General features: G+C 42.3%; 18 protein-coding genes. 3 read left to right on the top strand and 15 right to left on the bottom strand.

Features of this window, described 5'->3' with window-relative positions; genetic code table 11:
* Positions 1 to 39: 39 nt before the first annotated feature.
* Complete coding sequence (gene flgC, locus FWE23_05455; protein ID MCL2844880.1) at positions 40 to 543, bottom strand: flagellar basal body rod protein FlgC; 504 nt, start codon at positions 541 to 543, stop codon at positions 40 to 42.
* 16 nt (positions 544 to 559) lie between these two features.
* On the bottom strand, positions 560 to 982 hold the full coding sequence (gene flgB, locus FWE23_05450) for a flagellar basal body rod protein FlgB (protein MCL2844879.1): 423 nt from the start codon (positions 980 to 982) through the stop codon (positions 560 to 562).
* Positions 983 to 1296: 314 nt separating this feature from the next.
* Here flgB and FWE23_05445 point away from each other — a divergent pair, with 314 nt between their 5' ends.
* On the top strand, positions 1297 to 2340 hold the full coding sequence (locus tag FWE23_05445; GenBank protein MCL2844878.1) for a glycosyltransferase: 1044 nt from the start codon (positions 1297 to 1299) through the stop codon (positions 2338 to 2340).
* An 11-nt stretch (positions 2341 to 2351) separates the two neighbouring features.
* Here the strand turns inward: FWE23_05445 and FWE23_05440 are convergent, their stop codons facing one another.
* Positions 2352 to 2849, bottom strand: coding sequence for a hypothetical protein (locus tag FWE23_05440; GenBank protein ID MCL2844877.1), 498 nt, complete (start codon positions 2847 to 2849; stop codon positions 2352 to 2354).
* A 172-nt stretch (positions 2850 to 3021) separates the two neighbouring features.
* Here FWE23_05440 and FWE23_05435 point away from each other — a divergent pair, with 172 nt between their 5' ends.
* Positions 3022 to 6480: a hypothetical protein gene (locus tag FWE23_05435; protein ID MCL2844876.1), complete on the top strand. Its 3459-nt coding sequence runs from the start codon at positions 3022 to 3024 to the stop codon at positions 6478 to 6480.
* A 3-nt stretch (positions 6481 to 6483) separates the two neighbouring features.
* Here the strand turns inward: FWE23_05435 and FWE23_05430 are convergent, their stop codons facing one another.
* The 8 genes from FWE23_05430 to secA all read right to left on the bottom strand — a co-directional run bounded on the left by FWE23_05430 (position 6484) and on the right by secA (position 16412).
* Complete coding sequence (locus FWE23_05430; GenBank protein MCL2844875.1) at positions 6484 to 7941, bottom strand: UDP-N-acetylmuramoyl-L-alanyl-D-glutamate--2,6-diaminopimelate ligase; 1458 nt, start codon at positions 7939 to 7941, stop codon at positions 6484 to 6486.
* Positions 7935 to 9932 carry a penicillin-binding transpeptidase domain-containing protein gene (locus FWE23_05425; protein MCL2844874.1) on the bottom strand — a complete coding sequence of 666 codons (1998 nt, stop codon included), beginning with the start codon at positions 9930 to 9932 and terminating at the stop codon, positions 7935 to 7937. The genes FWE23_05430 and FWE23_05425 overlap by 7 nt, the downstream gene beginning before the upstream one ends.
* A gap of 2 nt (positions 9933 to 9934) precedes the next feature.
* Positions 9935 to 10255, bottom strand: a complete 321-nt coding sequence (locus FWE23_05420; GenBank protein ID MCL2844873.1) for a hypothetical protein — start codon at positions 10253 to 10255, stop codon at positions 9935 to 9937.
* Complete coding sequence (rsmH, locus tag FWE23_05415) at positions 10252 to 11202, bottom strand: 16S rRNA (cytosine(1402)-N(4))-methyltransferase RsmH (protein MCL2844872.1); 951 nt, start codon at positions 11200 to 11202, stop codon at positions 10252 to 10254. The genes FWE23_05420 and rsmH overlap by 4 nt, the downstream gene beginning before the upstream one ends.
* The gene (locus FWE23_05410; protein MCL2844871.1) at positions 11199 to 11612 is read right to left on the bottom strand and encodes a PIN domain-containing protein; all 414 of its coding nucleotides are present in this window, start codon (positions 11610 to 11612) and stop codon (positions 11199 to 11201) included. Before FWE23_05410 ends, rsmH begins: the two co-directional genes overlap by 4 nt.
* Positions 11606 to 11848: a hypothetical protein gene (locus tag FWE23_05405; GenBank protein MCL2844870.1), complete on the bottom strand. Its 243-nt coding sequence runs from the start codon at positions 11846 to 11848 to the stop codon at positions 11606 to 11608. Before FWE23_05405 ends, FWE23_05410 begins: the two co-directional genes overlap by 7 nt.
* 207 nt (positions 11849 to 12055) lie before the next feature.
* Complete coding sequence (locus FWE23_05400) at positions 12056 to 12514, bottom strand: TetR/AcrR family transcriptional regulator (protein ID MCL2844869.1); 459 nt, start codon at positions 12512 to 12514, stop codon at positions 12056 to 12058.
* Between the two features lie 838 nt (positions 12515 to 13352).
* Positions 13353 to 16412 (bottom strand): preprotein translocase subunit SecA, encoded by a 3060-nt coding sequence (secA, locus tag FWE23_05395; protein ID MCL2844868.1) that lies wholly within the window; start codon positions 16410 to 16412, stop codon positions 13353 to 13355.
* A gap of 176 nt (positions 16413 to 16588) precedes the next feature.
* Between secA and FWE23_05390 the strand changes: the two genes are divergently transcribed.
* Positions 16589 to 16846 (top strand): hypothetical protein, encoded by a 258-nt coding sequence (locus FWE23_05390; GenBank protein MCL2844867.1) that lies wholly within the window; start codon positions 16589 to 16591, stop codon positions 16844 to 16846.
* A gap of 246 nt (positions 16847 to 17092) precedes the next feature.
* Here FWE23_05390 and uvrC read toward each other — a convergent pair whose 3' ends face one another.
* From uvrC to FWE23_05370, 4 genes are all read right to left on the bottom strand, one after another.
* Complete coding sequence (gene uvrC / locus FWE23_05385) at positions 17093 to 18892, bottom strand: excinuclease ABC subunit UvrC (GenBank protein ID MCL2844866.1); 1800 nt, start codon at positions 18890 to 18892, stop codon at positions 17093 to 17095.
* An 11-nt stretch (positions 18893 to 18903) separates the two neighbouring features.
* A complete protein-coding gene (locus FWE23_05380; protein MCL2844865.1) occupies positions 18904 to 20370 on the bottom strand; it encodes a sugar porter family MFS transporter in 1467 nt (488 codons plus the stop codon).
* Positions 20371 to 20495: 125 nt separating this feature from the next.
* Entirely contained in the window at positions 20496 to 20975 is a 480-nt protein-coding gene (gene ruvC / locus FWE23_05375) for a crossover junction endodeoxyribonuclease RuvC (GenBank protein MCL2844864.1), read from the bottom strand.
* A 60-nt stretch (positions 20976 to 21035) separates the two neighbouring features.
* The gene (locus FWE23_05370) at positions 21036 to 22589 is read right to left on the bottom strand and encodes a cell division FtsZ family protein (GenBank protein ID MCL2844863.1); all 1554 of its coding nucleotides are present in this window, start codon (positions 22587 to 22589) and stop codon (positions 21036 to 21038) included.

Below are 22589 nucleotides of genomic sequence, written 5' to 3'. Positions count from 1 at the left end.
TTACTACCTCGCTTTTCCCTGATTATCCATTATCGCCCCTCATCCTTGAAATACCGCCATCATCATTTGTTTTGTCGCATTAAATGCTGTTGCATTTGCTTCGTATGCGCGTGTGGCGTTTATCATATTTGTCATTTCTTCAATAACGTTTATGTTCGGCATTGCAACATATCCCTCTTCGTTTGCGTCGGGGTGAGACGGATTGTGCACCATTCTGTGCTCACGGCTGTCCTGCCGAATTTCCGCAACTCGCACACCCATTCCGCCCTGCGCTTCGTGCATTGCAAATCTGGTGGACGGTATATTTAAATGGTTAAGATTTGTCTTGCTTATCGCCAATGCTCTTTCTTCGCGGATAGCCGTCATTGTATCGCGACCGTCCGCTTCAAAAACCACAAATTCGCGCTTAAAAGGTCCGCCTTCGGGCGTTCGCGTGGTTTCGATGTTCGCCAGATTCGACGTAATAACGCTTTGCTGTATTCTTTGCGCTCTCATTCCCGAAGCGCTTATTCTCATTGTCGAAAAAACTCCCTCAATAGACATAATCTACCTCCTCCTTTTATCTTATCGACTGCAATTGAACTGCCGAATTCATTCTTTCGTACGCGGTTCTCATAAATCTCAACGCGTGATTGAATCCGATTTGATTTTCCGCAAGCTGCGCCATTTCGTGGTCGATATCCACATTGTTTACGCCGCTCGGCATTGTGTTATCAACAGGAGTTATTACGTGGTGCCGCACATCGTTCATTGCAGTTCGTCCGATTGGTAAGTGCGCGCCGTTTGTTCTTGCGCCTCTGAGCCGCGACCTATCTATAGCGGTAGAAAGCGCGTCTTCAAACGTCACCTCTCTTCGCTGAAATCCCGGCGTATTTATATTGGCAATATTTGTCGCGATAACTCTTTGACGAGCCATTCTTGCGTCCAATGTTTTTGCCAACGCCTGATTTCTTTGTGTACCGCTCAAAATGGATTGCAACATACCCAACCCTCCTTTTTTTTGAATTATATGCAAAATGTGTGCCAAGCGATATTTAATTGCGAATTACGAATTAAAAATTACGAATTGTTTTTATTTGTGGTAGGAAAAATTTTCCTATCGGGGAATTTTTTGCCGTTATGGGAAAATGTTGCCGATGGTTAAAGTTTCAATATTCTCGCCTAAGTAAAATAGTATATTTCTATGTTTGTTGTATGTAAATAAAATCTCTTTTGTTAAAATATACTCTTTTTCTTAGCGGCAAATAGTATCTTAATTTGGGAATTAAAAAATCTAAAAAAATAAAGGAATACAAGATGCGGCTTGTGAAATCTTTGAACACACACACACACACACACACACACAAGCGGGATTTGCCGCTAATAAGCGTCATCGTCCCTGTTTATAATGTAGAAGCATATTTGCGTCAATGTCTTGATAGTATAATAAACCAAACTTACAAAAATATAGAGATAGTTTGTGTAAATGACGTTTCTCCTGATAATTCTTTAGCAATTCTTAATGAATATGCGGCAAAAGATAGCAGAATAATCGTTGTAAATAAAGAAATAAACGAAGGAGTTGCCTTAGCGCGAAAAACAGGGCTCGAAAACTCAAACGGAAGATATGTTATTATGATTGACAGCGATGATACAATAGAGCCGAATATGCTTGAAGTTATGCTGGGGACGGCTATTTCGCAGGACTTGGATATGGTTTGTTGCGGACTTTTTGCAGGAACTAGAAATGGTGAGATTGTTCCTATGAAAGCCCCCGGTTTTGCGCAAAGTAAAATTGAGCGTATAATTCTCGCTTCGTTCGGCGGTTCTGCAGCTGCTACGGCTGTTTGGAATAAACTTGTTAAACGCGAAATTTATGAAAAAATATCTTACCCGCCGAGAGGATTGGGTGATGACGATTTTATGCTTGGTCAGGTTGTGTATTATTGCGATAAAATAGCCGATGTAGAAGAATGTTTTTACCATTGGCGTTATGTGGAGAATTCGGCTTGTCGCAACAAAAAAAATCCTCAAAAAGAATATGACGGTAGAATTGCTAATTATTGGCGTATAATAGAATTTTGTAAAGAAAAATTCGGCGATGATTTAAGCATTTTTGAGCCGAATTTAACCCGAAAACGACTTTACATTGAAAATATAAATCCGAATAGAAACATTATACTTCAAGAACTTTATGTTCTGAGAAAATTTTTGAAAAAATCTCCTCTAAAAGCGATAAAAGAGGCGCAAAGTTATATTGTCGGACGGGCAAGTTTAAATATAGAAAAAGTGCAAAACACAGATGAAGCGTATCTTGTGCCTGTGTTTATGGAACTTTTAAAGGCTGTCAAAAAAATGTAAAACATAGAGTGTTATATAATCAGCGCTCTCGCCTCAGCTATATGAAAATCTGCCTTTTCTCCGCAGTGTTTGTTCGCAAAATACAAAAATTCGCCGCTTTTCAGTTTAATTGCGGCAGTTATCGAAAAAAGATTTTCGCCTATTATATTTTCGCCGAATTCGACTTTTTGCACAAACAAATTTTCGGTAATTTCACAAGATATTTTCGGAGGGACGGCAACTTGAGGACGACTTTGATTTTCGCGATAATCCGAAAAATTGAAGCACTCCCAATTTTCGTCGAACCCGAAATTATATTCGTTATAGGATTTGCCGTTTTGGCTCACAAATATCTCAAAACAGCCGATAGTCCAAAGTTCGTTTTTGCGTGTCGGCGTTGGTGATATTTTCGGAAAATCGATTTGCGAAATATCGCCTGAAATTTTTGTGATAAGTTTTGTTTTGTCGATTTCGACAGCGACGTTTAAGGTCGATTTATTTTCAAAATCAGTTAATTTTATTTGCTTCATTGCCTTTTTCTCCTTTGACTTGTGGTAAAATAATATTTTCCATAATAGAATATGGCGTTTTGTTGTTCATAAAAAAAATTAAGGAGTAAAAATGCGCATTTCCAAAACTACAGACACAAATAAGTGGGATTTGCCGCTGATAAGCGTTATTGCATAAAGCAAAAAATAGCGTATGAAAAAAGTAATAATTACACTTTTTTTTCTGATTGCGGCTGTTTTCGGAGCGCAACAAAGAGAATTTATATTCATTTTCGACACCTCTGTAAACAGAATTGCGCTTCCGAATGTCATTGTTGACCCGAATTCAGTCAGAATAATTTGTGAACAGCCTTGCGAAATCCCGAATTGGCGGTTTGTCGCAGAAAATAATGCTGTTGTTTTTGCGGAAGAAGTAAGAGCCGGGCAAGAAATCAATATTGAATATACAGAACTGTTTCCGGGAATTTCAAGAACTTACGGCTTAAATTTACCCGTTTTTGTTTCGGACGCTTCGGCTTCGCTCAGCGACCGATGGGGGGCAGGATTTGAGGGCTCTAACCGGTCGCTGAGCGGAGCCGAAGCGATAAATTTTGAGGGAACAAAAACCATCGGCGTTTCAGTCGGAAGCAACGGGGAAGTCGCTATGGAACAAACGCTTCGGGTTGAAATTTACGGGTATATCGACTCAAACACGCGAATTTCGGCTTTTATCGACGACCAATCGTCTTCGCTTGACGGGCAAACGAGCGAGATAGGTGAATTGGACAGAATTTATATGAAAGTCGAAAATTTCGGAGCAGACGGTCTGCCGCGATGGAGCGCGATTGTCGGAGATTTGGAAATAAGAAGTCGAAACGATGGAATATTGAACGAACTTTATACCCCCAAAGGTGTTTTTTTAGAGTTAAGAAACGACGAAATCGGGCGCAAAAATAACGTATTTGCAGGGATTTCGGGAACAAATTCGGGATATATGCGCTTTGAGCCGAGAGCGGGGCTTCAGGGCGGAATTTACAATTTGACGGCAAGAGACGGCTCGCACGTTTTTCTGATACCAAACTCCGTGATAGTTTTGATTGACGGAGGGGTGCAACAAGAATTTGAAAACTACATCGTCGATTATGACTTAGCCTCAGTCAGATTTACCGCCCAAACTCCTATAAGAAGCGGACAAATAATAGAAATACATTACAAATATCGCAATTTTGAATACAACAGTTTTTTGACGGGCGCGCAAAACAAATTTTCGCTTTTGGATTCAACATTAAACTTTGATTTTTCGTTTTTTTTAGACAGGGACATTTTTGAATCTTCTCAAAGAGATTTCACCCGAGACGAGCTCGAATTGATACGTAATTCGGGCAACACCTCGCCGCTTTTAATGCTTGGTAATCCAATTCACAGAAACGATGTTTTGCGAGTGCAGGCTTTTGAGCGGATTTATTCTTTGGACGAAAACGGAATTTATCAATGGGTCGCTAATCCCGAAGATGTTTATCTGGTAAAAGACCTTTTTACTGTTAGGTTTAGGCGAACGGCTGTCGGCGACGGCGATTATGCTCCATATTTTCCGTCTCAACGGGAATGGTTTTTAGCGCTCGGGCTTGGATATACCCCCGAATTTTTGGACGAAGTGGAGCGTGCAGCAAGCGCGGTTTTGGACTTTATTTATTTGTATGTCGGCACAGGAAACGGCAATTATTCGGCGTTTGGCGAAGTCGCGCTTCCGTCTCAAAGTGTAAAAGGCGAAATCTCCATAAATTATGCGCCAAGCGACCAATTAAGAATTAACATTGCAGGGGCGGGCGAAAATTTTGACCAAAATACGCTTTCTGTAATCGGCGACAGGCATAATAATTCATCGGCATTCAGCGCGGATTTGTTTATTTCCTCAAATTTGGAAAATAATTTTGTTGTGCGAAACGAATTTACAGCAAGCGTGGCGGGCGATTTATTTGTGAACAGCATCTTGGATAATCACGAATTAAGCAGAAATTGGGGAATTGAGAACTCCATACCGTATTCGCTGTGGGAAAATATGTTTTCTGCGGGATTTCAGCGTAATGTTCTTCTTACGGGCGGCTACGGACGCGGATATTTTGATAACGTAGGGGCGTATTGCATACGCCCTGCAACAACGAACAACGGCGATTTGGGCGTATGCAATACGCCCCTACAAAATAATCGCCAATTGGTGCAAAGAATTTCTGCGGGATTTGAAAGCGGCGCTCAAACACCATTTGATTTCAGTTATTTATACACAAAACGCACCAATTCCGAATCAACCGCGGGGCGTATTCAAAACGCGGGGCTCGGCTTTGATTTTGGAGATAATCGCCTTAATTTCTTTGCGCGCGAGGACTGGTTTTTGAACGAAGCGCAATATTATAACGGCAGAATTGAGGCAGGAATAACGCATCGCAACGAATTCAGAAGATTTTCCAATTCCTTTACATATAATGAAACGGGAACATCGCAGGAGAATTCGCACTTTTCCAGAACAAGAACCTTGCATTCACTTGCTTTTTCGTCGGCATTAACAACCGATTTTTCAAGAAATCGCACCCTAACTTCGTCGGGAAGTTTTATTTACGAAGAAACGCGAGAAGGCAGCAGTTCGACATTTTTACTGACGCTTGAAGACCGAGTAGTCTCCGACGACCATTCCAAAGGAATAAACACAACTTGGAATTTAAGCAGTGAATCGAGAAACGAGCGCCGTTGGGAATACATAAGAGTGCCGAGCGGAACGGGAACGCATATACGCGACCCGATTTTCGGCGGTTTTACAGAAAGTCCGTTCGGCGATTATGTCGCGCGCGAAATTGTTGTATCGGGCGGCAATGCGCTTGATTTTTTTGTTCGCAATAATTTTTCGGTAAATTGGCATTATAATATGCGAAACGGTCTTAGTTTTTCAGGTTTTTTGCTTAGTGAAGGCGATGTTCGCCACGACAGAAATAATGATTTATCTGCGCCCGCTTGGCTGATTTATCTGCCGTTTGCGGCAAATATTAACGACGATTTGCGTGAAAAAATCTCGCACTCTCTTATATCTTACAATCAGCATTTGTCTGTTATGCCACCCGAAATTCCCATAAGAGCTTCCGCTCGGCTCGGCGCCTCAACAAGTATATCTCCACAAAGAAACAGGCGAGTTTTGGAAGAAGAAACAAACTTTTTGTATATGTGGGAGCGTTTTCATTTGGGATTTTCAAACAAAGGATTTATCGAAGAAACAGACGGCGGCAACATTACACTTCTGATAAGAGACATAAATATTAAGCCTTTGCAAACATTTGTGGCGAGGGACTGGCTGAATATTTTTTTAGAAGAAACTTTTGGGCGTACAGTCAAAAATAATTCGGGAAATTATACGGCGGCTCGCGGTGGCTTTCGTTTTTTGCCGACAAATGCAGGGAGCGCAGAGATTTCATACACTTATGCCTACGTAAATTTCGACGGTGAATTGCGCCACAATATGGCGGACGGTTTTGCGGTAAACGGTAATCACAGAATTTCAGCGAATTTAGGAATAAGAGCAAGCAATTCTCTTCGTTTTTCGGGCTTTGTAAGAGGCGATAAAAACAGGAATACGTCGCAAGATTGGCGCTTTTCTGCTTCTATAAATGCGGAAATTGCGATAAATTGAACTTTAATACTCTTCTCTTTGGCACTCTATCACCACTTCCTTATCATCAAAGTGATGCTTAACTCCCGCGATTTCCTGATATTTCTCGTGTCCTTTTCCCGCGATTATAACACAATCGCCTGCTTTTGCGGATTTCAGCGCGAATTTTATCGCCTCTTTTCGGTCAATTATTGTTTCGTACGGAAAATCTGACGGAAAACCTTCCTTTACGTCGGATATTATGGTACTTGGCTCCTCGTTTCTGGGATTATCGCTTGTTAAAATTGCAAAATCGCAGTTTTTTGCTACTGCTTCCGCCATTGGCGGACGTTTGGTTTTATCGCGGTTTCCGCCTGCGCCGAATACGCATATAAGATTTCCTTTGCAGAGCTTTCTTGCGGTCGAAAGCACTTTTATAAGCGCGTCGGGAGTGTGTGCGTAGTCCACAAAAACGCTGAAAGGGGAGTTCAATTCAACTTTGTCTATTCGTCCCTCTACTTGTTTTACGGCGGCAAGTCCGTCGATTACTGCGGTTTCGTCAAAACCTTTGGCAAGCAAGCCGCAGACTGCTTGGGCGCAGTTTATTACGTTGAAATGCCCTATAAGTTTTGTGCGGAATTTCAGTGTTTTTTTCTGTGGTGTTGGCAACCGTTGCTCTCGCGTTATTTTGAAAAATGTTCCCGACGTATCGCAATGCGCGTCTGAAATTCTATAATCTGCCTCTTGCGAAAACCCTACGGAAAACACATTTGTAGGGGCAGGTTTGAAACCTGCCCTTACTGCTTCACCCAATTCCCCAAACAACCGTCTTCCGTATTCGTCGTCGATGTTTATTATTGCAATGCCGTTGGGTTTTACGTGTTCGGTAAAAAGTCGTTTTTTTGCCTGATAATAATCTTCCATTGTGCCGTGAAAATCTAAGTGATCTTGCGTTAGATTGCTGAAAATTACCAAGTCAAAAAAGAACTCTGCAAGTCTGTCCAAAACAAGCGCGTGCGAACTCGCTTCCATAGAAAATGCTTTAATTTTGTTTTTTGCGGTGCCGAGCATTTTTAATGTATCGACAGCTTCGGGGGTGGTGCGTTCTGCTTCAAAAAATTCGCCGCAAACTCTGTTGCCTGCAGTTCCCAAAAGGACGGCATTCTCTTCTCCGAAAATTTGAGATAAAATTTCGTAGGTTATTGTGGCAATGCTTGTTTTTCCGTTTGTTCCTGTGGTAGCGGAACAAAAAATTTCGTCAAAATTAACGCCGTAATGATTTTTTGCGATTTTTGCCATTTCTTGTTTTGCGTTTCCGCATTTTATCCATTCTGCAGGGAAATTTTTCGGTTTTTCGTTTTCGGATAAAACGGCAATTGCTCCGTTCTTTACTGCGGTATCGACAAAATCGTTTCCGTCAACCGAAAATCCTTTGATTGCGCAGAATAAATCGCCTTTTTTTACTGTGCGCGAGTCGTAAACAATGTTATTAAATTTTACCATAAATCACTAATTCCTCTCTCTACAAACAGTGAACAGGGCATTCCTTCTTGCCAAAATGTGCCGACTGTCGGGTATTGTCTGCGAACTCTTCCTATTCCCTCTTCTACAAAGGTCGGCGTTATTCCGCGCTGACGAAGCATTTCTATTGCGTCTCTGATATTCACTCCTACAAAATTCGGCATTGTTATTTGCGTGTCAATAGAGTCGGTGAAAAGTACAACGCGCGCAAGATTTCTTACTTCTGTACCCGCTGTGGGGTCTTGAGACAATACCACGTTTCCTGTTCCCATAATTTCAAAATCAATTCTGCTTTCCGATGAAATTCTTCTTGCCGTTCTTAAATCGAGACCTGTTAGATTTGGAAAAATTCTTATTTCTCTTTGTTGGTCGCTCCAATGTTGGGTGGCTGCTTCTGTGGTGTCGCGGTATAAGCGAATGTCTTTTCCGATTGTTACTTTGGGTGAAGCGACAATATTTTTCATTATTTGTGCGACGGCGGCGCCCGCAACAGGACCGCCAAATCTGCCGCGCAACGGGTCGTAAACCGAAACGACCGCAACGAGCGCGGGCTGGTCTATGGGAGTAATTCCTATGAAAGACGCCCAATAGTTGTTTTCAAGGTATCTGCCGCCGCGAACTATACGGCTTGTTCCTGTTTTTCCGCCGATGTTTAAGCCCTCTATAAAGGCGGCTCGTCCCGTTCCTCTTTCGTTTACCACGTCGCTCATAAGCAAACGCATAGTTTCGGCGGTTTCTTCGGAAATTACCTGTCTAACGACCGTTCGTCTTGTTTCGCGGCGTTGTCCGTTGTTGCCCGTTATTATGCGACCTCTTTCGTCGGTAATTCTTCTGTAAATCTGCGGGCGCAAAATGAAGCCGCCGTTGGCTATTGCCGAAGTTGCTATAGCCATTTGCAAAGCAGTGACCGAAATCGCGTTTCCGAAACTTATACTCATAGCGTCGCGGGCTCTCCAATTGTTAAAATGGTGAAGAATTCCGCGCTCTTCCTCAAAAAGCCCGATGCCTGTTTGGGCGCCCATTCCAAATCTTTCTATATAACTGTAAAATAACCTGTTGCCGAGTTTGCCCGCAATTTTGAGCGAAGCAATGTTGCTCGAAAGTCGAAACGCCTCGGAAAAAGTAGTTTCGCTCAGCGGAAACGGGTCTCTTATCGGACGTTCGTTTGGAATTTGAAATTCTCCGCCCAATAAATCAACAACTTGGTCGGGAGTAATCAGTCCTTCTTCGAGCGCCGCGGCAAAGGCGATTATTTTGAATATACTTCCCGGCTCATAATTTTCGCCTATAGCTCTGTTTTTGGGGACTGTGGTTCGGCTAACATTCGGGTCAAAACTCGGATTTGAAGCCATTGCGTAAATTTCGCCTGTATGCGGGTTCATAACTATAGCCATTCCGCCGCTCGCTCTGGAATTTCGGACGGTTTCCGCAAGCACATCATCGACTATTCTTTGTATATTAAGGTCGATTGTTAAATGAACGTCCGAGCCGTGCCTTACGTTTTGTTGCATTCGTCCCGACCTAGGAACAAGCCGTCCGCGACCGTCTCTGCGAAACTGCGAAAATCCTACTTCGCCTGCCAAATAATTGTCGAAAGCTCGCTCCACACCCGCAAGTCCCGCCTGCGTTATGTCTCTTTTAACAAAACCGATAAGAGGCGCGGATTTTGTATATGTATAAACTCTTGTCCATCTTGTTAATGTTGTGTCTCTGTTATCTCTCATCGGCACGGAAAATGCTATTTCGTTTCCGTTTCGGTCTAATATTCTTCCGCGTCTGGGATGTTCGGGGATTGTTCTTTCGGTGGAATTTCTGACAAATTCTCTTTTGTCGCCGCCTTTGACTATCTGCAATTCCCAAAGTCGAGTTATAAAAAACAAGCATATAAGAAAAAAAACAAATATCGAAAGGTGTATAAACCCATCGGTTTTCAGCGAATTAACGAACTTTGCAGAAATGTCTCCGATAGTCATTTTTACTCCAAAAGCGACATTATTTGTTCTACGATACTACGATTTTCTCCTCGGACAGTGTAGGTGTTTCGCCGTGTTTCAAGAGTTATTATGTCCATCGGATTTGTTAAGACCATATTTCGGCTTTCTGCAAAATTTCGGATGTCGCTTAATGACACCGCCGAATTTATATGTAATTTCAGTTCGGCTATTTCCTTTTCTATAACGGCTATTTCGTTTCTTCTTGTTTGAATGTCGCGCTCAATGGCGTCGCTGATTTTCGACTCCAAAACAAACACAAACGCTACCGCGCCAAAAAAGAAAAACCACAACAAATTCTTCATAAATTTATCCTTTCTCCGCATCGAAGTTTCGCGCTTCTTGCTCTGCGGTTATCTGAAATTTCATCATCTTTCGCAACGAGAGATTTTTTTGTAATAAGCTCTAATTTCGCCTTGCCTTCGCAAACGCATTTCGGCAATTCCCGCGGGCAAACACAATTTTGAGCATTGTCGCGAAGAAAATTTTTCACAATCCTGTCTTCAAGCGAATGATACGAAAGCACCACAATTCGTCCGCCCGTATTCAAATATTCCAGCGAGGTTTGCAGGGCGGTTTTCAGTTCGTCCAACTCGCTGTTTACGGCAATTCTGAACGCCTGAAAAATTTTCGATAACACCGCATTTTGCAAATTTCCGTATTCTTCGTTCAAAATCGCTACAAATTCGCCCGTTGTTTCAATTTTCTTCAGTTTTCTGCTTACAACAATTTTTTTTGCCATTCTCTGCGGGTTTCTTACTTCTCCGTATTCGCCTAAAATCTCCGCGAGTTCGCTTTCGCTCGCAAAATTTATTATATCCGCGGCATTTTTTTCGTCGTTCCTGTTCATCCGCATATCCAAAAGCGCGTCGCTTCTATAGCTGAAACCTCGCTCGCCCTCGTCGAACTGGTGTGAAGAAACGCCCAAATCCATCAAAATCCCGTCAATTTTTTCAATCTTGTGTTTCTGCAAAATTTCCGCAAATTGCGAAAACGGGCTTTGCTCTATAATTATTTTGGCTTCGACAGGCTCAGCCTCCGATATTGTTGACCATTTCAGAGTGGCACGTTCTACTGCCGTCAAATCTCTGTCAATTCCGATGGCAATTCCGTCTTTACCCAACATTTTCGCAATTTCGGCAAAATGTCCGCCGCCACCGAGCGTAAAATCACAATAAATACCATCTTTTTTGATATTCAAATGTTCGACGCACTCGTTAAGCAAAACAGGAATATGATAATTATCGCTCATTGCCTTTGTACCCAATTTTCTAATTTTATATTTTCTATGCGAGATAAATGTTTTTCATTTTCGCTGACCATAATTAAATTATTTGCAACCGCTGTTGTTCCTATTAGTAAATCAAAATCATCTATTATTTGTCCTTTTTTTTTTAATCTTACCTTTTCTTTTGCAAATAACGGAATTGTCTTTCTTATTGGGATTATTTTTATGTTTTTCGCAAATACATCCAAAATATCAAGATTTTTTATCTTATATTCGCTGCTTTCGGCGCCATAATATAATTCTGCGTATGTAATTTCCGATATAGCACAACTATTTAATCCGCCTATTTGCCGAATTTTTTCTTTTATATTAAATCTGTCTCTTATAAGAAAAGCGCAGATATTGGTATCGAGCAAATACTTTGTTTCTACCATTCGACCAACTTTCTTGTTTTACCTGACGTTCTTGCTGAATAAATGTCTTCAATCATTTCTTCTGCAGATTTGCTGTCTTTCCATTTTCCGCATATTTCGCCAAGAATATCTGTTTCCTTTTTAGGTTGTGTTGGCGTCGTTTTAATATATCTAACGAAAATACCCTGTCTTTTAGCTAAGGCGACAAAAAGTTTTAGGTCGTTTTTGTTTTCCGTCTGAAAAATCGCACTCGTCATAACTTGGCTCCTTTCTTTAAGTTCAAAAATAATAAATGCCGAAAATAAAAACCACAAAACGTCCAAATTTTTTCCAAAATCATAAAATCCCCTAATTTTTCAGAAACAAATATTATTTTACATTTAAGTGTTTGTATAAATTAATGAGGGCAAAATTGCAGATTACATATTATGGCTATAAAACGATAAAAAATTCCTGCCTCACCATCATTTCTGCGAGTTTTCGTTTCCTTTCTTTTCTTGTCTGATTTCGGGTTTTGGCTCGGTATTGCCGAATAAACTATCCACCAACAAGTCAAGAATAGCGTCTCTTTGCTCTTTATTATCAAGATTGTATTCAAAAAAAATCTTTGTGAAATTTACAAGCGTAGATATTCTTGCCACTGCAGAATATTTGGACAAAAAATCAAAAACCGTTTTTAGTTTATGTTTCTGCATATCTAAATGGTTGTGCTCCGACAGATTAAAAGTTTTGAGAACATCGCATAGCATTCGCTCCAAACAAATGTCAAACAACCGCTCTTTGTTCTGAAAATGGTAATTAACAACGGCTACGCTTATTCCAACTTTTTGTGTAATCGATCTGGTGCTTATATTGGTGGTATTCTCTACGCTTTTCTTAATAAGTTCTATAGTTGCGGCTATAATTCTTTCTTTAGTGTTCATTTTTGCTCCTTTTTTCTAAACTAAACAAGTTCTAAACAAGTTTAGAAAATAATAAAATGCCGATATTGTTGTCAAGACTGCCCGTTGAGATTGTTCTGCCAGCCTGTTTCTAATTAAAATAATAGGATATATTTCAGTATTTTCGCAAATATGAATTTTGGGCAGAACAGCCTTTGACTGTTCTTGCTTTAATTTTTTACAGGAGGGTTGCTTTATGGGCAAGTTTATTAATGTTTTGGCGCTGATATTGAACTTACCAACAATTGGGTCCCGATAAGAACTCTTATTCAACAGGTAATCTATCGGTTTACGGTCGAGGGGAAGTATCCGGTGGTGGATTGGTAGGTAGTACGTTTAACGCGCACAACGTAACATTCACAAATTCTTATGCTTCAGGGATAATAACTGGCAACTCCAAGAGTATTAATCAGTTCAACTGTAGAAGGCGGTGGGATTTTAGGCGGGTACTCACGGCGCAACATTTTCTTCTGTATTTTATAATGCCGAGGGAGCAAATAATGCTATGGGACTTTCTAGCTCAAGACCTACAGGTGTATTCGGAGTGCCGCCGTCTGCTCTCCGAAAAGATACAACAGACATCGGTGCAATAGCGATTAACTCAAATGCCCACGCTTGGATTATAATTGGGTGATAAGCATTCTCGCAATTTGTTGGGCGGAAGGTACAGAGGTAAGAAATTGCGTAATACCTAATTGCATCTACCAACAAATCCGCGAAATTCCGCAACTAGCTGAAGCAGACGGTTGCGAGCCATCATCAATTCACAACAGGTAAAATATAGACAACCAAACTCAACGCTAAAACACAAACCGATAACTTACTCCGCCGCTCCGCAGCATTTTTTGTATTTCTTTCCGCTTCCGCAGGGGCAATCGTCGTTTCGTCCGACTTTTGGCATTTGTCTTTCAAACGGGATTGGGGGAGTGGCGGGATTTTGCGGTTTTGCCGCTTGAGAACGCTGTCCGCCCATAATCGGCATTGCGCCGCCGTGGAACTCAACCACTCTGCGATTTTGATTTCTGTATCCGACGTTTTCTACAATTTCTACACGGAAAAGCATACTTGTCGTCTTTTTTGCAATGTTTCCGCGAAGCGCTTCAAAGGCTTTTAAGCCCTCTCTTTGGTATTCGAAAAGCGGGTTTTTCTGCCCGAAACTTGCATAGTGCGCCGACTGTTTAAGGTGATCCATTTCGTAAAGGTGGTGCTTCCACAAATCGTCGATATTTATCAGCAAAACGCGGCGTTCCAATTCGCGAAGTTGCTCCGTGCCGATACGTTTTTCCTTGGTTTCGTAATATTCTTTCACTTCCGCCCAAAGCCCGTCAAAAAGGTCTTCTATGCTGATTTGGGCAAAATTGTATTTTTCCTTGTCGATTACAATGCCGAAAACATTCGCTAATTGAAGTTCCAATTCTTGAATATTCCACTGATTTCTATCTTTTTCGCCGCAGGTTTTAACTAAAATGTCTTCCAACGCGCCCGCAAACTGCTCTTTTATTTCCTTGGAAATATCGTCCCCGAAGAGAATTTGACGGCGCAAACCGTAAATTTCCGTTCTCTGCATATTCATTACGTCGTCGTATTCTTTAAGGTGTTTTCTTATCTCGAAATTTCGTCCTTCGACTTTTCTTTGCGCGTTGCCGATTGCTCTTGTGAGTAGTGAATGCGATATTGTTTCGCCTTCTTCTACGCCTATTCTGTCCAAAATTCCCGCCATTCTGTCCGAGCCGAAAATTCGCATTAAATCGTCGTCGAGCGAAAGGAAAAATTTCGACAAACCGGGGTCTCCCTGACGTCCCGCCCGTCCGCGCAACTGGTTGTCTATACGTCTGCTTTCGTGTCTTTCCGTTCCCAGAACAAAAAGTCCGCCTGCTTCCAAAACTTCCGCTTGGTCTTTTTCTATTTCGCCGACAAGTTCGGGGTAGCGCTCAAGCATTTCTTCGTTGGTGAATGCTTCGGGGTCTTCGCCGTCAAACCGCAGTTTTTCTTTGGCGAGCGCTTCAAAGTTTCCGCCAAGTTTTATGTCCGTTCCGCGACCCGCCATATTTGTTGCGATTGTCACCGCGCCTTTTTTACCAGCCTGCGCAATAATACTTGCCTCGCGCGCGTGGTTTTTTGCGTTCAAAACTTCGTGTTTGACGCCGTTTCGCTCCAACATTCGGCTCAAATATTCCGACATTTCTATGGAAACTGTGCCCACCAAAATCGGCGCGCCTTTTTCTTGAATACCTTTAATTTCTTTGACGACCGCCTCAAATTTTTCCTTTTTTGTCTTGTAAATTTCGTCGTCCGCGTCAATTCTTGTTATTGTGCGGTTTGTCGGAATTTGGATAACGTCCAATTTGTAAATGTCGCCGAATTCTTTTGCTTCGGTCGCCGCCGTTCCCGTCATTCCCGCAATTTTATTGTACATTTTAAAGAAGTTTTGGAAAGTAATTGTCGCCAAAGTTTGACTTTCGCCTGCAACTTTCACGTTTTCTTTCGCTTCTACCGCTTGGTGAAGCCCGTCCGACCAACGGCGCCCCGGCAAAATACGTCCCGTGAATTCATCGACAATCAAAACCTGCCCGTCCTGAACAACATAGTTTACGTCTTTTTCGTAGAGCGCAAACGCTTTAAGCAACTGACTTACGCTGTGAATCCGCTCGGAACGCTCCGAAAAATCTGCGTGCGCCTTTTCGCGGAGTTCGTTTTTCTGCTCGATTGTGAGGTCGGCGTTGTTGTTTATTTCGCCGATTATTACCGCCAAGTCGTTTACCACAAAGAAATCTTTGTTTGCGCCGCCGATAAATTCGCGCCCTTTTTCGTTCATTTCCGCCGAGTGCTGATTTTCTTCAATCGTAAAATACAGTTCGTTGTCGATAGTGTGAAGTTTCTTTTCAATTAAGAATTCCTGTTCGACCGAACGAGTGATTTTTGCGATGTCGGTGTTCTTCATTCCATCCAGATAAATTTGGTTTTTGGGCTCGCCGCGTTTTGCAATAAGCATTAAAAGTCCCAGTTCGCGGTCGTATTCTTCCTTTTGGATTTTTTCTTTGAGTTTTGTGAAATTATCGCTCATAAGTTTGTGCTGAGCGGCGACAAGTTTGCGCACAAGCGGCTGTAATTCCTCGTATTCTTTGTTGTCTTTGTCGGCGGCGCCCGAAATAATAAGCGGGGTTCGCGCTTCGTCAATCAATATGTTGTCCACTTCGTCGATAATGGCGTAATTAAGTTCGCGCTGAACGCAATGCGTGTGATGAATTGCCATATTGTCGCGCAAATAATCGAAGCCGAATTCGTTGTTCGTTCCGTAAGTTATGTCGCAATTATACGCGTCGCGGCGTTGTTGAGACGATGGCTCGGTCTTATCCAAACATCCGACGGTAAGTCCCAAGAAGTTGAAAATCTTGCCCATCCACTCGCTGTCGCGCTTTGCCAAGTAGTCGTTTACCGTGATGACGTGAACGCCTTTTCCGGGGAGCGCGTTAAGGTATGCCGCAACGGGTCCGACCTGCGTTTTTCCCTCGCCCGTTTTCATTTCGGCGATGCAACCGTTGTGAAGCGCGGTAGCCGCCAGAATTTGGACGTCAAAGTGCGCCATATACGGAATATCTTTGCCTGTAATCGGGTCTTTTACGATTTTTCCTTCGCCCAAAACTCTGTGAGTTGCTTCTCGCACAACCGAGAACGCCTCGGGTAAAATGTCGTCGAGCGTTTCGCCTTTTTCTAATCTTTGGCGGAATTCCGCGGTTTTATTTTTAAGTTCGTCGTCCGATAACTTTTTTATGCTTTCCCATTGCGCGTTCACAGTTGCAAGAACGGGGCGCAATTTTTTCATATCTCTTTCTTGCTTAGTGCCGAAAATCAGCGAAAGCAATTTCCAAAAACTCGTCATTTTTTCTCCTTAATTACATATTTCGGAACGGAAAATAATAAATTTCACAGCGAGCTGACGAGATTTTTCGATTTATGGCGATTTTTGGTGGTTTGTCTTTTAATAGAAAAATTTACAGTAATTTCGATAATGGGCAGGGAAATATAGTATATTTAGGAAAGAAAGAGAGAATAATTATGAGATTTAAGCGCGGTAAAAAACTCTCACGAGTTGAAATTATAGGCAAAGTTGCAGTTGAAAACGAAAAGAATACGCACAAGAGTGAAATCGGGAAATTTTTGATTGACACAGCAAAAATTATTCTTGCCGTTTTTGTGGTTGATAATGTTGTCACTAACAGAATTATAAGTAGCACTGAAATGCTTATTGTTGGAGCCGGCATATCTTTGATTTTATTTTCTATCGGTTTGTGGTTAAGCAGTTCAAGGAGGTAAAAATGGAAACAATGCTTGTGCTTTTAGGTTTTGGAGTGATACTTGGAGTAATGGGATATTTTATAGATGTAAGACCAAATCGCAAGATTGGTGTAAGGTTTGCATAATTGTGTAAAATTGCCAATTTGTCTAATGCCATCATTTTTTCGTAGGCGTTTTTACGGTGTTTTTGTGAATATTAACGTTGTCTATCGTGCGGCAAGGAGACGCAAGCATTGTGTCTCTACATAATGGGCGGGAGCGTTTTTAAAACATCTCTTTCAATTCAACCAAAATCAATTCCGCGTCTTTTTTGCCTATTCCTTCAACCGTCATCAATTCCTCAACCGATTTCTCGGAAATTTCCTGCACGCTTCCGAATGTTTTCAGTAGCGCTTCCGCTTTTTTTTCGCCTATTCCTTCGATATCGAGCAAAATTGTGTGATTAAATTGACGTCCGCGGATTTTTTTGTGGTAGGTTATCGCGTATCTGTGAACTTCGTCGCGAATTCTTTGCAAAAGTCGTCGGACAGGGTGGCTTTCTCCAAGCTGAATTTCGGAAAAATTGCAGTGCGGTGAAATTATCAGCTCTTTTTTTTCGATAATCGAAATAACCATTGGCGGGTTTTCAAATTGCGAGATTGCTTTTTGAGCCGCTGATAACTGCCCTTTTCCGCCGTCAATCAGCAGTAAATCGGGGAACGGTTTTTCTTCTTTGACAAGTCGCGAAAGTCGTCTTTTTACTGCTTCCATCATCATTGCAAAGTCGTTTTGACCCGATACGGTTTTTATTTTGAAGCGCCGATAATCCGCTTTATTCGGCATTCCGTTTACAAAACTCACCATTCCCGCAACGCAGAATTTATCGCCGACGTTGCTTATGTCGAACGCCTCTATTGTTATTGGGATTTTTGGCAATTTGCATACTCGCGCCAATTCTTCCAAAATTTCGGTCGGATTATTTATATAGGTTTGCGCAAGATAAATTTGACAGTTTTTTTGCGCTAAATTAACAAGTTTTGCGGCATATCCGTTTTTTGCGACAAATGTTCGTGCTTTGTATTTTTGCGAAATAAAATCGCGGATTAAATCCTCTTCTTCCGAAAATTCCTGCGACAAAACAATGCTTTTGGGGACGGCGTTTGCTGAAGTCGTGTAATAATCTACAATCAGTTTTGCGCGGTCGTCGTAATGCCACGCGGTTATCGGAATAACTTTATTGTTTTGATTGATAAGGTTTCCGTTTCGCACGTTCATAGTTGTAAAGCACAGGAATTTATTCTGTTCGCAAGCCGCAAAAACGTCGCAGTCAAGATTTGGATTGCGAAAATCTATGTTTTGTTTGCGAACTAATTTTTTTATTCCGAAAAGTATGTCTCTGATATTCGCCGCTTTTTCGTATTCCAAATTTTGCGACAAATCCGCCATTTGATTTTCAAGAAAAGATATCATTTCGCGCTGTTGCCCCTGAAAAAACTTTATCGCCTGCTCGGTAAAAATCGCGTAATCCTCTGCGCTAACAGACTGATTACAAGGAGCAAGGCACAGTTTCATTGCCGCGTTTATGCAAGGACGAAGCGTTTTTTTGCTTGAAATATTAAGGTTGCAAGAGCGAATTTTCAGGATTTTTTTGAGGGCGCCAACCACCAATCGCAGTTGGGTTGTATCGGTAAAAGGACCAAAATACGCGTTTTTGTCGGCTTCCACTTTTCGCACAATCAAAATTCGCGCAAATTCGTCGCTGTTTTTTGTTATTTTTATGTAAGGATAATGCTTGTCGTCTTTGAGCAAAAGGTTGTACGGCGGCTTGTGGGCGCGCACTAAATTTGCTTCCAAAAGCAACGCTTCCGTCTCGTTTTGGCAAACAATAAATTCAATGTTTTCTATTTTGGAAACCAGCGCGGGCAATTGAAAACGCCCGTCGCCGCCGTCGTTAAAATACGAGGAAACGCGCTTTTTTAAGTTTATCGCTTTGCCGATGTAGAGAATTTCGTCGGCAATATCTTTCATAATATACACGCCCGAATTTTCGGGAATACCGGCTATAATTTCGCTGAAATTTTTCATAATTCAAGAAATCACATATCTTCCAGTTCTTTTCCTTTGGTTTCTCTTACTTTGGTCAATACAAAGAATATGCTCACAAAAGCAAAGAAACAGTAAATTCCGTAAGCGCCGCCCAAACCTATTTTTGCAAGTAAAATCGGGAATGTCGCCGATATGGCAAAATTAGAAAGCCATTGCGATAATCCGCCCAAAGCAAGCGCCGCGCCGCGAATTCTGTTGTTGAACATCTCGCCGAGCAAAATCCAGCATACAGGTCCCCAAGAAAAAGCGAAGAATACAACGTAAAGATTTGCCGCTATAACCGCCGTGTACGCCGATAATCCGTGAATTTTAGGATTGCCGTACGCGTCCAATCCCGCATTGCCGAAAATTACCGCCAAAACGCCGAGAGCGACGAACATACCGACAGAGCCTGCCAAAAGCAGAGGTTTGCGCCCGATTTTATCAACCAAAACTATTGCGATAATCGTGCTGGCTATATTCACGGCGGAAGTAATAACGCTGGTCATCATAGCGTCTTGTTGCGTGAAACCGACCGATTGCCAAAGAACGTTGCCGTAATAAAAAATAACGTTTATGCCGACAAACTGCTGAAGCGCCGCAATGCCTATACCAACCCAAACAATAGGCTTAAGGCGTGTTTTGCCCGCTATTTTTTCGAGCAAATCGCTGAATTTCGGCGCAACCTCGGAAGTCAGACTCTTTTTTATGTCTTCTATTTTTTGCGCCACAACGTTGGGAGAAAGAATTTTGCTTAAAATTTCGCCTGCTTTGTCCGACTGTTGCCGAGCGACTAAATAGCGCGGGCTTTCGGGAATAAATATGATGAGCAGACCGTAAAGCGCCGCGGGAATACATTCAATCCAGAACATCCACTGCCAAGTTTCAAAAGCGCCGATTGTTGTTACGCCTGTAATTTCACGATACTCGTTTATGATTGCCGCGCCGCCTCCGCCGCTTATAATCCCCAATACATAATTAGACAATAACGCCGCAAAAATCCCCAAAACTATTGCTAGCTGTTGCATACTCGCAAGCCGACCGCGCAAAGGCGCAGGCGCAATTTCGGCAATATATGCGGGAACGATAATACTTGCCGCGCCGATACCAACGCCGCCGAACACGCGCCAAAAGATAAATTCCGCCATATAGTGTCCATGCACGCCCAAAAGCGTAAGGAAATACGGGAAGCCCGCGCCGACGGAGCTCATAAAAAAGATAAAACTTGCAACCAGCATAACTTTGCGCCGCCCGAATTTGTCGGCTAAAGTTCCCGCCGAAAACGCTCCGACAGCCGCGCCCAAAACCGCTATCGCCGCCGCAATTCCCAACTGCGCGTCGTTTGCGCCCAACTTGTAGCGCAATGCGTCCAAAGTTCCGTTTATAACGGATGTGTCAAAGCCGAACAGAAAGCCGCCCAAAGCAGCCGCGCAAGCTATAAACAACGCATATCCGACGGAATATTCTTTTTGAGCCATAAGAGCGTCCTTACATATTTTGTGTTTTACGATTTAATACTAAAATAATATTTGGCTTAAGAGAAAGTGGCAGAAATTGCAAAAATCTTGCAGAAAGTGATACGGCGGATAAAAAAGATACAATATTATCTGTTCGCGCCCAAATAATTATACCCACAAATTGCACAAGCAAGAGCGTCGAAAGCGTCGTCTTTTATTTTGTCTGCGGGAAGTCCCAAAAGCGCTCTTACCATATATTCGACCTGCCCTTTTTCGGCTAATCCGTTTCCTGTTACCGCTTTTTTTATTTGGGTAGGGGAGAACTCGCTGTATTTTGCGCCGCTTTGTCCGACGACGAGCATTACTACCCCGCGCGCGTGTCCCAAAACAAACGCCGAATTTATGTTTTTGCCGACAAAAGGCGTTTCCACGCTTATTAAATCGGGTTTGTGTTTTTCTATGACCTCTTTTACGCTTTCATAAATTCCGCACAAACGAAAAGGCAAATCCTGCTTTACGTCTAATTTTACAACACCGTATTCGACGGGGCTTAGTTTTGACGAGGCAACATTTATTATCCCGTAGCCGAGCGCGCGCGAGCCGGGGTCTATTCCGAGTATTTTCATAATTTGTTAAAAAAGCCGAGAACGTATTTTGTTCTCGGCTTTTTTCCCTTCATTTTGGGGTTATTGACACTGTATTCTCATAAAATCAGGCGCTTTTTCAAATCCGTAAATTGACGGAGTTGGTTGTTTATCAGCGCTTTCGGTGCTTGTTTTTTCTCTGTCAATGCCGTAAATGCTTCCGCCGCTGTTTGAGCCTTTTATTCTATGTTCGTTTACTTTCTGAATATCGGCTGTAGATGTTATTGTTTGCGTTGCAGGTTCGCTCGTATCCGAATTTGGTGTAAAATCAGTAGTTATATTCGATACTCCTTGTGAAGCGCCGACTAATTCTTCAATTTTTATCACCTCTGTTGTTGTTGCATTTCCATCGAACATATTTATTTTTTCACCTTTTTCAAAAGGGCTTGGTTTTACAATAAACGATGATGCAACGTGTTCTTTTACTTCGTCTTCGGAAGCGTTAAGTCCTGCTATGATGAAGAAAACTTTGATTTTTCCGTTCATATTCTCGTTGAAATCTGCGCCGAAAACAATGTTTGCGTTTTCTGCATCAACTTTCAGGTTAATCGCGTCTTGCGCTTTTTCGAGAATTTCGAGCGGAATATCGTCGCCGACAAGATACAATGCAATCACACCTTTGGCGTTTTGCATATTTACTCCGTCGATAAGCGGGCACGAAATCGCACGCTCAATCGCTTCCATCATTGCCTGTTCGCCGTAGTCCCAAGGCGCGCCGTTTGAGGGTGCGTCATAAGTCGATTCTCCCACTCCTATGAAGAGATCCCCTTGACATTCCTCTAAGGTTTTCTTTAAATCTTGGAAGTCAAGTTTGATTGTCGATGCGTCTCTTGTTACATTCACAAAACCTGCAACCATATCCGAAACGAACTCGTCGATTTTAGAAAATCTGACCGAAGCGGGAATATTGGCGTCGCCTATGCAGAAAACTTTTTGGTTGTCGATAACTTCAATCGCGTCAACTTGATCTCTCAGGTCGCTTATGCCTTTAGCGGCTCTGTTCATCACTATTTTGCCTTCAAATCTGAACGGTTTGGTGACCATTGCGATAACATTAGCGCCTTCTTCTTTCGCTATTCTTGCTACAACGGGCGAACAACCTGTTCCCGAACCGCCGCCTTCTCCTGCAATAATGAATACCAAACTTGCGCCGCGTAAAACTTTGCGCAGTTTTTCTTCGGATTCATTAGCCGCCGCTTCTGCGATTTCCGGGTGCATCCCTGCGCCGAAACCTTTGCAGGTCTTTTCGCCCAAAAGCATTACTTTGCAATTATCCGTGCGCTTTTTGTTTAACGCCATATAATCGGTATCGGTCATAATATACTCGACATCTTCACAAGGATTTTTTGTGAGAATGTGTTTCAATATGTTTCCGCCGGCATTACCACAACTCAGTACTACGGTTCTGATTTTTGGGATTATAAAGTTCGCAGACACAAAATCCTCATCAAAATCGCTCTCCACAGCAACCGATTGCGCTGTTTGTACCATTGGTTGTCTGAGCGCTGTTGAGTCCGCCCTATTACCTTTAGCCACACCAATATTGAGCTCCGCAGGCTCAATATCCAACCCTAATTTTGAAAAATCAACAGGCAT

The organism is Chitinivibrionia bacterium, assembly GCA_009779925.1.
Taxonomy (GTDB): Bacteria; Fibrobacterota; Chitinivibrionia; order Chitinivibrionales; family Chitinivibrionaceae; genus WRFX01.
Note: the sequence above shows the minus strand (reverse complement) of the source record. Positions and strands in the feature narration are given on the sequence as shown.